This window comes from Marinifilum flexuosum, from assembly GCF_003610555.1.
Taxonomy (GTDB): Bacteria; Bacteroidota; Bacteroidia; order Bacteroidales; family Marinifilaceae; genus Marinifilum; species Marinifilum flexuosum.
The window spans coordinates 657719-673579 of sequence record NZ_RAPQ01000009.1; the positions used below are offsets into that span (position 1 = coordinate 657719).

The 15861-nt window shown below is 34.9% G+C and carries 13 protein-coding genes; 8 read left to right on the top strand and 5 right to left on the bottom strand.

Translation table 11 applies throughout. The features are described from left to right. Positions 1-21 precede the first annotated feature (21 nt). From BXY64_RS12675 to BXY64_RS12685, 3 genes are all read left to right on the top strand, one after another. Entirely contained in the window at positions 22-843 is an 822-nt protein-coding gene (locus BXY64_RS12675; RefSeq protein WP_120240356.1) for an FKBP-type peptidyl-prolyl cis-trans isomerase, read from the top strand. A gap of 588 nt (positions 844-1431) precedes the next feature. Further along, positions 1432-1821, top strand: a complete 390-nt coding sequence (locus tag BXY64_RS12680) for a BlaI/MecI/CopY family transcriptional regulator (RefSeq protein ID WP_110360787.1) — start codon at positions 1432-1434, stop codon at positions 1819-1821. Between the two features lies 1 nt (position 1822). After that, the gene (locus tag BXY64_RS12685) at positions 1823-3919 is read left to right on the top strand and encodes a carboxypeptidase-like regulatory domain-containing protein (protein WP_120240357.1); all 2097 of its coding nucleotides are present in this window, start codon (positions 1823-1825) and stop codon (positions 3917-3919) included. Between the two features lie 97 nt (positions 3920-4016). Here BXY64_RS12685 and BXY64_RS12690 read toward each other — a convergent pair whose 3' ends face one another. Continuing rightward, positions 4017-4337: a thioredoxin family protein gene (locus BXY64_RS12690; protein WP_170150651.1), complete on the bottom strand. Its 321-nt coding sequence runs from the start codon at positions 4335-4337 to the stop codon at positions 4017-4019. A 170-nt stretch (positions 4338-4507) separates the two neighbouring features. Between BXY64_RS12690 and BXY64_RS12695 the strand changes: the two genes are divergently transcribed. Further along, a complete protein-coding gene (locus BXY64_RS12695) occupies positions 4508-5071 on the top strand; it encodes a DNA-3-methyladenine glycosylase I (RefSeq protein WP_120240359.1) in 564 nt (187 codons plus the stop codon). A gap of 66 nt (positions 5072-5137) precedes the next feature. Here BXY64_RS12695 and BXY64_RS21545 read toward each other — a convergent pair whose 3' ends face one another. Then, positions 5138-7129, bottom strand: a complete 1992-nt coding sequence (locus tag BXY64_RS21545) for a M56 family metallopeptidase (protein ID WP_120240360.1) — start codon at positions 7127-7129, stop codon at positions 5138-5140. 2 nt (positions 7130-7131) lie between these two features. Then, positions 7132-7503, bottom strand: coding sequence for a BlaI/MecI/CopY family transcriptional regulator (locus tag BXY64_RS12705; protein WP_120240361.1), 372 nt, complete (start codon positions 7501-7503; stop codon positions 7132-7134). Between the two features lie 155 nt (positions 7504-7658). Here BXY64_RS12705 and BXY64_RS12710 point away from each other — a divergent pair, with 155 nt between their 5' ends. Both BXY64_RS12710 and BXY64_RS12715 read left to right on the top strand, forming a co-directional pair. Then, positions 7659-8120: a hypothetical protein gene (locus BXY64_RS12710; protein WP_120240362.1), complete on the top strand. Its 462-nt coding sequence runs from the start codon at positions 7659-7661 to the stop codon at positions 8118-8120. 118 nt (positions 8121-8238) lie between these two features. Beyond that, positions 8239-10164: a BamA/TamA family outer membrane protein gene (locus BXY64_RS12715; protein ID WP_147375987.1), complete on the top strand. Its 1926-nt coding sequence runs from the start codon at positions 8239-8241 to the stop codon at positions 10162-10164. Positions 10165-10652: 488 nt separating this feature from the next. Here BXY64_RS12715 and BXY64_RS12725 read toward each other — a convergent pair whose 3' ends face one another. After that, positions 10653-11984 (bottom strand): MATE family efflux transporter, encoded by a 1332-nt coding sequence (locus BXY64_RS12725; RefSeq protein WP_120240365.1) that lies wholly within the window; start codon positions 11982-11984, stop codon positions 10653-10655. Positions 11985-12046: 62 nt separating this feature from the next. After that, positions 12047-14119: a S9 family peptidase gene (locus tag BXY64_RS12730; protein ID WP_211334491.1), complete on the bottom strand. Its 2073-nt coding sequence runs from the start codon at positions 14117-14119 to the stop codon at positions 12047-12049. Positions 14120-14450: 331 nt separating this feature from the next. Between BXY64_RS12730 and BXY64_RS12735 the strand changes: the two genes are divergently transcribed. After that, the gene (locus BXY64_RS12735) at positions 14451-15383 is read left to right on the top strand and encodes a hypothetical protein (protein WP_120240367.1); all 933 of its coding nucleotides are present in this window, start codon (positions 14451-14453) and stop codon (positions 15381-15383) included. Between the two features lie 19 nt (positions 15384-15402). Then, the gene (locus tag BXY64_RS12740) at positions 15403-15822 is read left to right on the top strand and encodes a hypothetical protein (protein WP_120240368.1); all 420 of its coding nucleotides are present in this window, start codon (positions 15403-15405) and stop codon (positions 15820-15822) included. Positions 15823-15861: the final 39 nt, after the last annotated feature.

The window sequence follows — 15861 nt, forward strand, 5'->3', positions numbered from 1 at the left end:
CCCTAAATAAAATTTAAACACATGAAAAGAAGTAGTATCATTCTTGCTTTTTTAGCTGTTATTGTATGTTTTAGTGCATGTAACAAAGTACCTCGATCGGGTAAATTAAAGTTTAAAAATAGTGTGGATAGTGTTAGCTATGCATTGGGTTATATCGAAGCGGATAACTACAAGAAAAGTTTCGAGCGCATGCCTTTCCAAATGGATACTGCCGCTATGGTTGAGTTTGCCAAAGCTGTTGCCAAAACAAAACTGTCGGAAAGATATGTGGAGTTTAGAAAGAATCAGTTCGAAGATTTAAACGAGGATATTTTCTACAAAGGCTTTCTAAACGAGTTGGCATATGGCAAATCGTATTTTACAAAAATGAGTGCCGATATCTATTTAAGAACGATTTTTGAAAAGCAAAAGGCAAAAAAAGACTCTCTTAAAAAAGAGGAAGGATTGGCCAACCTGAACAAAGGAAAAAAGTTCTTGGAAGAAAATAAAGCTCGCAAAGGAGTAATAGAAACCGAAAGCGGATTGCAATACGAAATTATTAAAGAAGGCACTGGTAAAGTTGCCCAACTAACCGATCGTGTTAAATGTGTTTACCACGGAACTTTAATTGATGGTACTGTTTTCGATAGCTCGAAAGAGCGTGGCGATACTACTGCTTTTGGTGTAAACCGTGTAATTAAAGGTTGGACCGAAGCATTACAGCTAATGCCTGAAGGATCGGAATGGAAATTGTTCGTACCTGCCAAGCTGGCTTACGGTGAAAATGGAAACCAAAAAATTGGTCCAAACGAAACCTTAATTTTCGATATCAACCTGGTAGAGGTGCTTGAAAAGAAAAAATAAGATTTACAATTATAGATATTGATGAAAGGGATACCAATTGGTGTCCCTTTCTCAATTAACAATTAACAATTAACAATTAACAATGTGTAATGAATAATGGTTTTGATTTGAATCGCCTCTCCCCCCTTCCATTCAACACACATACTTCGACTATGCAACTGTTGGACTTTACCCCTCGCGAGGAAGCAAAAAAACATAATAAAGTACAAAGTCGCGACAATTAAACTAATCATTACCTGGAGTGGCATTCGTTTCACTCATTCACCCTGGATTACAAAGATATTGCTCCTACAGAGCAAAATTCTCTAATCCCCCTATACACCATTAAACCTTTCTACTTTTCCACCTTTCTACTTTTCCACTTTTCTACTTTTCCACTTTTCTACCATTCTACTTTTCCACCTTTCAAGTCACTGGCTAAAGCCAAGTTACACAGGAAAAGAAAGTAGCTAATTGGACGTTTTGACTGTTCAACTATTAAAGTGTTTGACTTTTTATTACTATTAAAATAGAACTTTTACTATAAAAATAGTAGGATTTAAAAATCATTCTACTATATTTGTAGTAGAATTATAATCGAAATTGTATATGGATATCAAATCACTTACCAAAGCAGAAGAGCAAATCATGCAGATTTTATGGCAGTTACATGATGGAACTGTGAAAGAAGTAATCGAAAACTTTAAAGATTCGAAACCTGCATACACCACTGTGGCAACCGTATTAAGTGTGTTGGAAAAGAAAGGATTTGTAAAACACCGCAAAGTGGGCAACACAAAATTGTTTACCCCCATGGTAAGTAAAACTGATTATACCAAAGTACAATTCTCGTCGCTCTTACGTAATTACTTTAATGGTTCGTTTCCGAAAATGGCAAGCTTTTTTGCCCGGGAAAACGACTTGGACATCTCGGACTTGGAAAATATCATGAAACAAGCCGAAGAGGAAATGAAACAAGACAACAACAAAAACGAATAGTATGAATGTTTATTTTGACTTTCTGATAAAAGCATCGGTCAGCATAGGCATCATGTATGTTCTGTACTGGTTGTTGTTACGCAATTTAACCCACTTTAAGGCCAATCGATATTTTCTACTGGCAAGTGTGGTTCTGGCCATAATCTGTGCAGCATTTCCCCTTAAGTATGAAGTGTTAATGCAAGCTCCAGCAGTAATGCAAAGCTCTGAATATGCGGATCAGTTTCAGCGTGATGTTGCAAACACCATCGTTCAGCAGCCTGAAGATTCCTCAATCAGTATTTGGGGAATTCTATTGGCAGTATACAGTATAGGTTTTGCCTTGGTTCTTCTTCGATTGCTGATTCAATCGTGGAAACCCATACAGATTATTTTTAGAACTACTCCTAAGAAAATAGACGATTACCTGTTGCATGAGAATACGGTTTATAAAATGCCTTTCTCATTCTTTAACAGGATCTTAATTCATCCCGAATATTTTAAACAAAACGAGATAAATGACATTTTAACTCATGAAAAGGTGCACATTCAAGAGCGTCATTGGATCGATTTGTTCATTATAGAGCTGTTAACAGTGTTTTTTTGGTTCAACCCATTTATTTGGCTGTTTGAACGTGCAATTAAACAAAACCATGAATACCTGGCCGACAAAGGTGTATTATCCCGGGGCCAATCACCTGTCAGGTATCAGGCTATATTAATTAACCAGCTAATGGGCACAAAGGTAATTGGCATGGCCAATCACCTGAATTTTGCCCTCGGCCCAACCCGATTTAAAATGATGACGAAAGAAAAATGTTCGAAACGAAAATTGTACCGAATGATTTGGCTTCTGCCGGTATTGACATTATTGATGTACTCGTTTGCTCAGCCTGAGTACAAAGTGCAAGCACAGGAACAGAAAAAGAAAGAAACCAAAACGGTTATAGTTCCTGACAACAAGGAGTTGGAACACAATTTAACTGATGGTACTGTAGTTACAATTCCAGGAGGAACAACTCTTACTTATCCTGTAAAATCTAACAAGAACAAAGGAGAAGTAAAAAAGAATGATGAATCAAACTTTGATATAAGTGATTCTAAGGTTCCGTTTAAGGTGAAAAACAAGAAAGAAAATACCATTACGATTTCTAATGTTGAAAAGCCTAAAACAAGCAAAAAAGTTCCTGCTAAAATTAAAGGTACAGTTAAAGATGAGCATGGAAATCCTATTCAGGGTGCCTCCATCATACTAAAAGGAAGTACGCATGGAACCATTACTGATGCAGATGGTAAATATGAATTTGAAAAGCCAGTAGGTGAAAGTGGAGGTTTAATTGCCATACATCCTGGGTATGAACAAAAATCCAACACTTTATCCACTGAAACAGGTTCTGGTTATTTTAAGCAAGATTTTATCATGGAAGCAATTGATTCTGATGATAAAAAAGACCAGCAAAAAGCAATTAAAGTAACAGGTACGGTAAAAGATGTGAATGGAAATCCTATGCCGGGAACTTCTGTGGTATTAAAAGGCAGTACTTTAGGCACGGTTACAGACAGACATGGAAAGTATGAAATTGAAATACCTGCAGGATCTAAAGTTGCATTTGTAGCTTCTTTTGTTGGATACCAAACAGATGCTACCAGGGCAACCCTTCCAGAAACCAATAAGCCAATGGAGGTGAATTTCATTATGAAACGAGAAGTGATTGAAATTAATGCCAAAGAGTTGAAAAAAGCAGGCGAAATGCTTCCTCCTCCACCGCCACCACCAGCTCCAGAAATGAAAAAATCGGATGAACCTGTATTCTATATTGTAGAGGAAATGCCGCAATATCCACAAGGATTTTACGGATTGGCACAACATGTAAAAAAACAATCTGCGAATATCAAGGAGAGCTTTTTCTTCGAAGGTAAAAAGTTAGAAGGTAATGCTACTGTTGGCTTTACTGTAACTCCTAAGGGAAACGTGAGCAATATTCAGATTTTGAAAAAATCAAATAAAGTGGCTGCCGAAGCAGCGAAAATAATTACTTCCAAAATGAAGGATTGGAAACCTGGTTCTCAACGTGGTAAAAAAGTAGCTGTTGATTTTGCAATGTCACTAGAGTTCTAAACAAAAAACAATTTCGATATTATTCTAAAAAAGTGCTGTTATATACGATTTGCATAGTGTTAACAGCACTTTTTATATCATTCCAATTGCATATATATTATGCCTTTATTAAGCTCTCCAACTTATCTACCAATGCTGATTCGGGTACTACGCCAACCGATTTATCCAGAATTTTGGAATTCTTTACAAAAAGTAATGCAGGAATACTACCAATTTGATACTTGGTTCTTAAATCGGGAAACTTATGCACATCTACCTTGTGAAACTCAACCCTTCCTTCGTAATCTCCTGCTAACTTATCTACAATTGGCATTATTGCCTGGCATGGAGGACAAGTTTCGGCGTAAAAATCTATTAATATCGCATGATCCTTTTTGAGTAAATTCTCTAATTCCTTTGCATTTTCTATTGCTTTCATCATTTCAATCTTAAATGTTACTAATCCTATAAGTCTGTGTACAAATATGCTAAAACTTTACGCTTCGTTCATTGTTAATTATTCCCGAAGGCTTGCCAATTATTCCCTTTCGCCTAATTTGATCCTTAAAATCTCTTTCTATCTTTAGCTAATTCTTAAAATTAACAGAAATGGAAAAAATAAGATGCGAGTGGGCAGGTAACGATCCACTATACTGCGATTATCACGATAATGAGTGGGGTGTGCCACTTCATGATGATCAGATGTTATTCGAGTTTTTGATTTTGGAAGGTGCACAGGCAGGTTTAAGTTGGATTACGGTACTTCGAAAACGAGAAAACTATCGCAAGGCTTTTGATAATTTCGATCCGAATATTGTGGCCAATTACGATCAAGGAAAAGTGGATGAATTGCTTCAAAATGAAGGCATCATCCGGAATAAACTGAAAATAAATTCGGCCATTAAAAATGCCAAGGCTTTTCTTAAAGTTCAAGCAGAGTTCGGTAGTTTCGACAAATACATTTGGAGCTTTACAGGTGGTAAAACCATTAAAAATGCATGGAAAAACCTATCTGAAGTTCCTGCTCTTACCGATGAAGCAACTGCTATGAGCAAAGATTTAAAAAAGCGAGGTTTCAATTTTGTTGGACCAACCATTTGCTATGCTTTTATGCAAGCAACAGGCATGGTTAATGATCACACAACAGACTGCTTTAGATACAATGCGAAATAAAAAATGCCTTTGCTTATACAAAGGCATTCATTGCTGAATTAAAGATTCAAACTTAAGTTTGATATGCTATTCACTCTTCACCTTTTCTATTTGGATTGAAGCATCATTGCCCTTCCCTAATTTAAAGTTGATTGGAACTGTATAGATAACATTAACAGGTTTGCCATCTTGTTTTCCCGCTTCCCATTGAGGCATTGAGTTCACAACTCGAATTGCCTCTTTGTCCAATGAAGGATCAACACCTCTTACAATTTTAGGATCACTCACCTTTCCATCCTTATTCACAATAAAAGAAACGAATACTCTTCCCTGAATTCCATTATCCTGAGCCACTTTAGGGTAAACGAGAGTTCTTGCAAGAAACTTTTGAATCTCTAAATGACCTCCCGGAAACTTAGGCATATTATCAACCATATTATAAGCTTTCTTGCCATTGATGAAGACAATATTATCCTTTTTAGTAACTGCTACTTTCTCAACGCCACCTTTGTCATTAGTACCAAATCTAACAGGCAAAGTATAAGCTACATTCACCTTTTTACCATTTTGTTTACCTGGAATCCAATTTGGCATTTCTTCTATTACTCGTAATGCTTCTTTATCTATAAGAGGATGTACACCTCGTATTACTTTTACATCCTTTATACTTCCACTCTTTGATACAATAAATCTTACAAAAACAACTCCTTTTATTCCTTTATCAATGGCTTCTTTAGGATATTTAATGGCTTTGGCAATATGTTCTAGCTTGGCTTTATTACCTCCTGGAAACTGAGGCATATCTTCAACCACCACAAAAATCTCATTCTCATCAAACTTATTCTTTTTTACTTTTTCATTAGAACTCCAATCATTCCCTTCAGAAGGTAAAACCTCTCCTTTTTGAGATTTCAATTTAATTTTTAAAAAGTAATTGTTCTCTTTATTGCCATTTAAAATAAAATCTTCAACAGCCATTTTTCTGGTCTGGAAACCAATAAAAGATATTCTGATATTGGCATCTTTGGCTACCTCAAGTTCAAACTTACCATCCGAATCACTTACAGTTCCAACTGCGCTATTCTCAACCAATATCGCAGCACCTGCAGTAGGTTTATTATTTTCTGCCAAAATTAAACCTGATATTTTAACCTTTTCGCTATTTTGAATTTCCACGATTTCAACCTCTTGAGCATGTACTTTAATAGCTTTCATATTAAAAACCAATACAGCAGCTACAACCGGAATCATGAACAGTAATTTATAGCGCCTTATTTTTGGACCTTTTTCTTTTGACATCATAATCATTCTTTTTTTGTTTATGGAGTGATTAAAGTTGTTGGCTAAACCAACCACTTCTGCTCCCATTAATTGGTTAATTAAAATTGCCTGATACTGTCCAATGCCGAAACCGCGCGCTATTACCCCGTCATCAGCCAATAATTCATGCGTTTGTTTTATTGCGATTTGAAAAAGCCATACAAATGGATTAAACCAAAATACTATGCTTAATATTTCCACCAAAAGCAGATCGATCCAGTGCTTTTGAAGTGCATGAACTTTTTCGTGTATAAATATATTTCTCAACTCTTCATTTTCGAACTCTCCCCTGTTGATCACAACATACCCAAAGAAGCTAAAAGCAGGTATTTTCTCATCAAGGAGTATTACTTTACAGTTATCCTTCTCTACAAACTCCTTCCCTACAATCATACTCCATATCTGCCAAACCTTAATGCCGCTTCTTATCAACAGTACCAATGAAACCATTAAATAAATTCCCATTAAAAGCACAGGAATACTGTAAAACGTTTTATTATCTGACATTACCTCAGGAATTGATCCTGCTATCCAATCACCAACAGATAAATCACTTGAAACATTTACTTGTGATGCTTCAACAAGAACTGTATATGGTATTTTTACGAGAGGCAGAAAAACAGCCAGCACAATACTCATCATTAGAAACCACCTAATTTCGGCAAAAAACCTTTCGTTTCTTAAAAACAGGAAATACAAGACATAAAATGCTGCCAAAATTCCCGAGGACTGTATTAAATAATAGAAGAATTCATTCATATCTATTTCTCCTTCTCAATTTGTGCTTTTGCAATCTTTATCATTTCTTCCAACTCCTGAATGCTTAGTTTATTATCCTTTGCAAAAAAGGATGCCATTCGGGAAAATGAGCCATTAAAATAGTTTTTCACCAAAGCCCCTGCTTTAAAACCTGAATAATCTTCTTTCGAAATTTTAACCGCGAACAAATGTGACTTTCCCGCAGGGATTTTATCTACAAAGCCCTTCTTCTCCAAGGCATTCATCACTGTTGCAACAGTTGTATATGCTGGCTTTGGATCAGGAAAGTTAGAAACTACTTCCCTAACATTGGCTTCTTTTAACTCCCACAATATCTGCATCACTTGTTCTTCAGCTTTGGTCAACTCTTTCATTTTAACATTTACTTTTAGATTAATCTACTACAAACTTAGTACTAAATTTTTAGTAGACAAATTTATTTACTAAAAACTTAGTAGATAAATTTATTTTTAAACTTCAAGTGTTGATAAATGCAAGCTATTTTGCTAACTATGCAAAAAAATTGAGCATGGAAACCTTTGAATTATCTAAAGAATCATACACCCTATGGGACCGAATTAGAAAAGAATTGTCACTCTTGATTCTACTAGTGGCTATACTTCTATTCTTTGTAGGATTTAAGTTTGTATACTTCACAGCTATAATTGTAATGTATTCACTTTTATTATTGCTCAAACGCAATAGAATTGTTACATCCATATCTTTTGATGACCAACAACAAGAATTGCATATAAATTATTACTATTTCATTTTCGTTAAAGGAAAAGAAAGAATTTCCTACTCCAAGCTAAATTATAAATTGAGTATGAAACGGTTTGGTTTTGGCGCTGCAACCCAAACTCTAGAAATATTTAAAGGGAAAATTCTATCTGCTGAACTCAGAAAAGATGGAAAATGGAGTTGGCCCGAAGAAAAAACAAGTGCCATCTGCGATAAAGTGTCAACAATTCAGAATTCAAAACAGGATTAATATCTTTTAAGGTATAATTCTTGATAGATCCTTCGATAGAATCTCAATTTATTTATCTTTGATAATAGAGTATAACCATTGAAACTAAAATACTATTCGAAGTTCAGCAACATATTGTTTGTTAATAGTAATACTTATAAGCTATTTTTCTTCTGCAAATGCACAGCAGAATATTCAAAAAGACAGCCTTGTAAACCCCATTAAAAATATAGATTTACCAGATAGTACAATAATTATTTCACGCGATACTATCGTATTTTTAATGGATACCGTAAACGAACGAAAAAAGGATTCCCATAAAAGCGGAAGTAAATTCTACCATGCAATACAACGTGGAGCTTATAAACGCAAATTTACAAAAGAACTTTACAAATTATTTTTTGTAGCTCCCGATAAAATTTCGCCTACCGATACGATAAAAACAGAGCGCAGTGAAACCGCCTTTGTTATTTATCAGGGAAAAACAATCAGAAATATTGAGGTAAGAGTTCTTGAGCCTTTCGGTTCTAGCCTGCACGATACCACTAAAGTTGCCAATAGCTGGATTGAAAGAGCTGGAAACAACCTACATCATACCAGTAGACGTGGACATTTAAGAAAAATGTTACATCTAAACGAAGGAGATAAACTGGATGCTTATACACTTGCTGACAATGAAAGGTTAATTAGACAACTAAACTATATTAAAGATGCATTTTTTAGGGTTATACCTGTAAAAGGCTCAAATAAGTTTGTTGATTTGCAACTATGGGTAAAAGATCAGTTTTCCTGGGGGATTGACGTAGATCTTGGTTCAAACTTATCTACTGAATTCGAAATTTACAGCCGAAACCTATACGGCATTGGCCATGAGTTCAGCAACAAATTTCATTACGATAGAGATGAAGATCAAAAGTTTGGTTATTCAGGGAGATACAAGGTTCGCAATATCAAAAGAAGCTTTATTGACGCCAGTTTAATTTACGAAAACACATATGAAAAATCAGTGATTGGAATTGATTTTGAAAGAGATTTTAATACCTATAACACCAAAAGGGCAGGTGGGTTTAGCTTATCGAAAACAATGCGATCGGATAAAATCATGGACGATGATCCGATTCGGAACGAAATCCCTCTGGATTTTAATTATGGGAATCTTTGGTATGGAACTTCTATAAAGCTAGACTCTAAAAATTTATTTGCCAGACGAAAGATGTTTTTTACCGGAAGGATATCCAGTAGAAAGTTTTTTGAAAGGCCAGAAACGGGTCCTGATCTAAATCAATTTTTCCACAATAACATCCTGTACCTTGGAGGAATCAGTATCAGCCAAACACAATATTACAAAAGTAACCTGATCTATAATTTTGGTAGAACCGAGGATATTCCTTATGGATTTTTGGCGCAAATGAATTTTGGTTACGAAGATCGAGAGTACTCACACCGATTGTATTTGGGTTTTGATTTTCAAAAAGCAAGCTATATTCGTAAAACAAGAAGTTACTTTTTTAATCGCGTAGCCATTGGTGGATTTTTCAATTCAAAACGCTTTGAACAGGGAACCTTAATCGCCCAATCGAAATTCTTCAGTCGGATACGAAAATTAGGTGCATTAAGGTTCCGTAATTTTGGAGATTTAAAATACACTTTGGGTATCCGAAGATTTCCTGAAGAATTTATCACGATTAATAACAAACATGGTATTCGTGGATTTAAAAGCGAAGAGGTTATCGGAAAGCAAAAACTAAGTTTAAATTTGGAAAGCGTAGCCTTTACACCTTACATGCTTGGCGGTTTTAAATTTGCCTTTTATACTTTTGGCGATGTTGGAATTATAGGCAGTAATCAGAAACACATTTTTAAAGGTGATTATTACTACGGATTAGGTTTTGGTGTGCGATTACACAACGAAAACCTTGTATTCAAAACCATACAGTTACGTTTGGCATTTTATCCAAAGGCTCCAAGCGATTTTCAATCTGTAGCATTCCGTTTATCAGGTGAAGAAAGGCCTAGATTCAACGACTTTAAGGTAGGACAACCTGATGTTGTTCCATATGAATAATTCGTTTCAACATGAACTTTTCATCTTAAAAGCTGACAATTCAATGTTGATATTTAAGGTTTTAATATTATAAGCTGATTTTTTAATATCGCAAGCTGTGCTCTCAACGTTGAAAGTTGATAGTTTAATATTGTGAGCTGAAGTTGCAATGTTGATAGTTGATATTTTAATGTTGTGAGATGAAGTTTCGATGTTTTTTGTTGTGTTTTTATACAAAAAAATGATCGTTATAAATGAAAAGCCGAGCTTTCAATATAAAAACCTCAGCTGCAAATGTTGAATGCTCAGTTTTCAACATTAACAGAACAAGAAATAATGTTGGAAGCTCAGTTTTTCATGTTGATGTGTGAATGAACAACGTTAACATCATAAGTTTCAATAGGGAAAGTTCTACATTCTACATAGAGAACTCAATTTTTAATGTTAAAAGTTCAACTTTTAATAGAAATTTCAGATAACTTCAATATTCAACTTTTCACTCTTCAAATCTACACCTTACTATCCTTCCAGTTGGCAAATTTCAAATACAACCAAGATCCAAAAGCCAAAAAGCCTGCATAAAAATACTCCGACACCCAAACTCCTGAAATAGATAATTGAAAGACTTCAATCAGTAAATAAACTCCTCCCAGGTAACATGCAAGCACAACTATTTCAATGAGCATGGCATGAAAAGTATTGCCAGTTCCTGAAACGCCTTGAAACAATGTAATGGCAATGGGAAATAATAAAGCTGCACCAAAAATCACATACAAAACAGGTTTGGTTTCTACAATCAAACTTGGCTCATCGGTATAAATCGATATCACCAATTCCGGGCTTATTAAACTAATCCCAACCAAAGCCAATACAGCTAAAAACGATAATTTTATGGTTCTGAAAATAACCGGCATTACCTCCTTAGGTTCTCCCTCGCCTAACACTTGACTAACCAAAGTATTTGCAGCAGAAGCAAATGCCCAAACCGGAACCATTATCAAGACATAAATACTACGGATAATATTGGAGATGGCTAACTCCCTCTCTCCCATTTTCTCAACCAGTAAAAAGAACACAAACCAACATGAAAGTGCCAGAAAATTTTGTATCATCATTGGAAAAGAAACTTTTAACAATCGCGAATACAGTTCCCTATCTACTTTTGGAAAAGCAAACAGTTGGTATTTTTTTATTGGAGTTTTTCTAAAAGTATAAACCAGAAAAAACACTAGCACACAAGCTTCTGCAATTACCGATGCCAATGCTGCTCCTTTAATACCCATTTCTGGAAAACCGAATTCGCCAAATATCAAAGCATAATCGAAAAAGATATTAATGATTGCCATAAAAGCTGTACTCCAACTTATCACTTTGGTTTTGGCAATTCCTATATAAAATGCCCTAAACAACAGGTTTACGCAAGCAAATAAAATTCCCCATGCGCGCACAGAAATGTAATCGGTACTGGCTTGAAAAATAGCATCCGATTGAACGATCCCCTTCAGAATTGGAGGAGCTTGAATCTGCATAAAACCTAATAAAAGTATTGCCAGAATCAATAAAAAATACAAGGCATGATCAAAGGTTTTTCCAACTCTTTCATAATTGCCTTCGCCAAATCGACGCGCAATTACAATTTGGGTCCCTAATCCAAATCCCCAACCAAGCATAACCACAGCAAAGTAAAAGATTGTGGCAATGGCTGCAGCTCCTAATGCTACTTCGCTTAGGTGTCCTAAAAAAGCAGTATCGGTTAAGGCAATGATGTTCTGCGCCACAGAACCCAATATAATGGGATAGGCAATCTTCCAAATATTTCTATAATCAGTTTTTATTCTCACACTAAAATTCTATAAAATAAAAAACCGGCTCCTTAAATTGAAGCCGGCGAAAATTAGTTCTTTTATTTCAGATAATCATCAAAATAATTGCTGACTTTCTGCTTTAAGTGAATTCGATCTCGACCTCGAACATTGTGTTCTGCTCTTGGGTATGGGAAGTAATCAACCTGAACATTATTCTTGATACATTCGCGAATGAAATTCAAGCTATGCTGCCATAAAACCGTTGGATCAATAGCTCCCTGGCAAATTAAAAGTTTTCCTTTTAAATCTTTCGCTTTCGCGATTAATGAAGTTTTAGCATATCCTTCAGGGTTTTCGTCAGGAGTATCCATATAACGTTCTCCATACATCGCCTCGTACCATTTCCAATCAATTACCGGTCCTCCTGCAACAGCAACTTTAAATACGTCTGGATAATTCGTAATTAAAGAAATGGTCATGAAACCACCATAACTCCATCCATGAACTCCAATTTTATCGGCATCAACATATGGCAGCGATTTCAAAAACTCAACACCTTTCATTTGATCATCCATTTCTGGTTGTCCACACTGACGGTGAATTACGGCCTCAAATTCTTTACCTCTGTTTGCGGATCCTCTATTGTCCAAGATATAAAGCAAGTATCCACTTTGAGCCATATACTGTTCCCACAAACGAGAACCTCCCAAGTATCTGTTGGTTACCAACTGAGCATGTGGACCTCCATAAACATATACTACAACTGGATATTTTTTATTTGGATCGAAATCAGCTGGTTTAACCATTCTATAGTGAAGGTCGGTAACTCCATCAGCAGATTTAATTGTTCCCAATGAAATTTCGCCCAAATTGTAATCCTTCAATTTGTCTTCTGCTTTCACCAATTCTTTTACGAATTTCCCTCTGGTATCAGCTACATTTATAATTCTTGGTACTTTTAGACTACTGTAATTGTCCAAAATGTATTTTCCATCGGCACTTACCTGTACGCTGTGATATCCTTCATCATTGGTTAATCTGTATCTTTTACCAGTTTTCAAATTCAACTTGTAAGCATGTCTATCTATCGGGCTAACTTCGGTAGATACATAGAACATGTACTTTTCGTCTTTATCGAAACCTAATATTTCAGTAATTTCCCAATCCCCAGAAGTTAATTGTTTAATCAACTTTCCTTCGGTATTATACAGGTAAGCATGATTAAAGCCATGACGGTTGTTGGTTTGGTAGATGAACAGATTTGGCTTGTTCTTCAAAAACACCAATTTATGCGATGGTTCAACCCAACGATCATCTTTCTCTTCAAATAAAGTAGTTACAAACTTACCTGTTTCAGCTTCATATTTGTTCAATTTGGCATGATTCGAAGCACGATTCAATACCTGAATGTAAATATATTTGTTATCAGCTCCCCAAGAAATATTGGTTAAATATTGATCTGATCCAAAATCATTTGATTTAATCCATGAAGTTTTCTTGGTATGCAGATTGTAAACACCTAAGCTAACCACTTCGCTACCCATTCCTGCCATAGGGTATTTGATTTCTCTTAAATCACCTACTCTAGTGTTGATATCAACCAAAGGAAAAGAAGTTACATTGCTTTCATCTTTTCTATAAAATGCCAATTGATTTCCATTAGGAGACCAGAAAATTCCTCTGCTAATGCCATATTCGCTTCTACTAACTGCCTGACCATTTACAATATCTTTATCTGTATCAGTAGTAACTGCAAGCTCTTGTCCATCTTTACCAGCAATGTACAAATTGTTTTCAATGGTATAAGCTACTGTATTCGATGCATTACAAAAATTCTGGTTTTCTGCTTTTGAATTTACATTCAGGTTAAGCAATACTTTTTTGACTACAAAATCATAATGAATCAAAGCTCCACGCAAGTTGAATTCCATTACATTTGCTGATTGCCATGAAAAACGAGGTATTCTCCTTAATGATTCGATTTCATTCTCTTTTAAACCTGAATTCAGTTCTTCCAAACTTAATAATACCGTTGGATCATCTCCAGGTTTTGCAAGCATTATTTTATTCTCTTTCACATAAGTGTATTCACTTAAATCTCCCCTCCAAGATAATTGTGACAAGGTCTCCGGATAAAATTGTCTCCATTGCCCTAAAATAGCATCTTCCATAGACAAATTTTTTGGCTGTGCCTCCAAGCTTAGGAAAACTCCACAATTAATTAATAAATAGACTAAAAGGAATATTCTTTTCATCTTGTTTCGTTTGTTGTTAAATATCTTTTTAATTTTTTTTGCATTCAAATGTATCCTTTTTAGTATAAATACAGTAATAATGTTAGAATAAATTAATCAGGACGACTACCAATTGATTTGATATTTGTTAAAATCAAGTTGAAAAAATACTAGATTAAAATACGAATCGTTTTCAAACAGTTTGAAAACAGCTATGCAAATCGTGTTTTTTCTTCATAATTGGTCCAAATAATTAAAGAAAAAAGAAATGCCAAAGAAAAGAATCCCAAACAGTGTTAAATTTCTATTTTTAATAGCAATTGCAGCAATTGCTACCTTTTTAATATTGCAACCTTCTGAAACCATAAACAAAGAAGTAGCCATCGAACAAGATACGGAGGCTGAAATCATGGCTGATGCTGAAAAAACAGGAAATATTTTTAAGTACAACAATATCTTGTTTAGTTTACCATCGCCGTATCAGATTTCCTTATTGCTTGAAAAATCAGGAATTTCATACAACAAAGACTTGCTTAATTCGACTAAAAAGTCAGGCGATTACGTCGATAATTTTAGCAAAGCAATCAACTTTGGTGTTTATGGTTCCGATTTAGGATATATCAACATTTACAAACAAACTCAGGATGCTGCAAGTTATTTTGCCGTTCTTAAAATTTTATCGCAAGAAATAGGCTTATACAATGCCATGGATAAACCAACCGTTGAAAGAATTGAAAACAATATCGAAAACCGGGATTCACTTTTGGTAATTGTTAGTAATACATATCGCAAAATAGATAACTACTTAAAGGCAAATAAACGTGAAAATACAGGCGCACTTATCTTAGCTGGTGGATGGATTGAATCTGTTTATTTACTAACTCAGCAAATTAAAGAAAAACCTAACAAGGATTTAATAGATCGTATTTCGGAGCAGAAACGTCCGCTTGAAAACCTTATTAAATTGCTTGTTCCTTACTCTAACGAATCAAAAGATTATTATTTCTTGGTAGATAAACTAATTGATCTAGCCTACACATTTGATGAAATTGAAGAACAATACAAATACGTAGCACCAATTACCGATTCTCATAAAAAACTTACCATTGTGAAAAGTAAATCTGAATTGATAATGAAAAAGGAACAGTTAGCTAAAATCACAGAAAAAGTTTCTATAATCCGTGAGCACATTATTAAATAAACTGAGAAAATCTTTACCTATGAGACTTAAATATACCATTATACTATTTTCCTTATTATCTGTTTTTGCGCTGAGTGCGAAGGCTCAATCTGATGTAACTCTTAAGAATTGTACCAAGCACTTGGGAACCGAATTTATATCTGATGGTCAACAATATAAAGCTTTATTATCAGGAGGCGAAATTGCCGAATTTCATACTACTTTTTATGCTGGCAATCATTACAGAATTGTTGGTGCTACAGGCAAAGATGAAGGCAATGTGATTTTCTCCATTTACGATCAGGAAAACCATTTGATTTTCACCAATCGCGAACATAAAAATTCTCCTTACTGGGATTTTAAATTTGAAAATTCAATGAATTGTACAATCGAAGCCAAATTAAACCAAAAGAATGTAAGTTCAGGTTTCGTTTTAATGTTAATTGGATTTAAACAATAATAAAAAGCTACTCTTAATAAGGTTGACAACCTAACATTA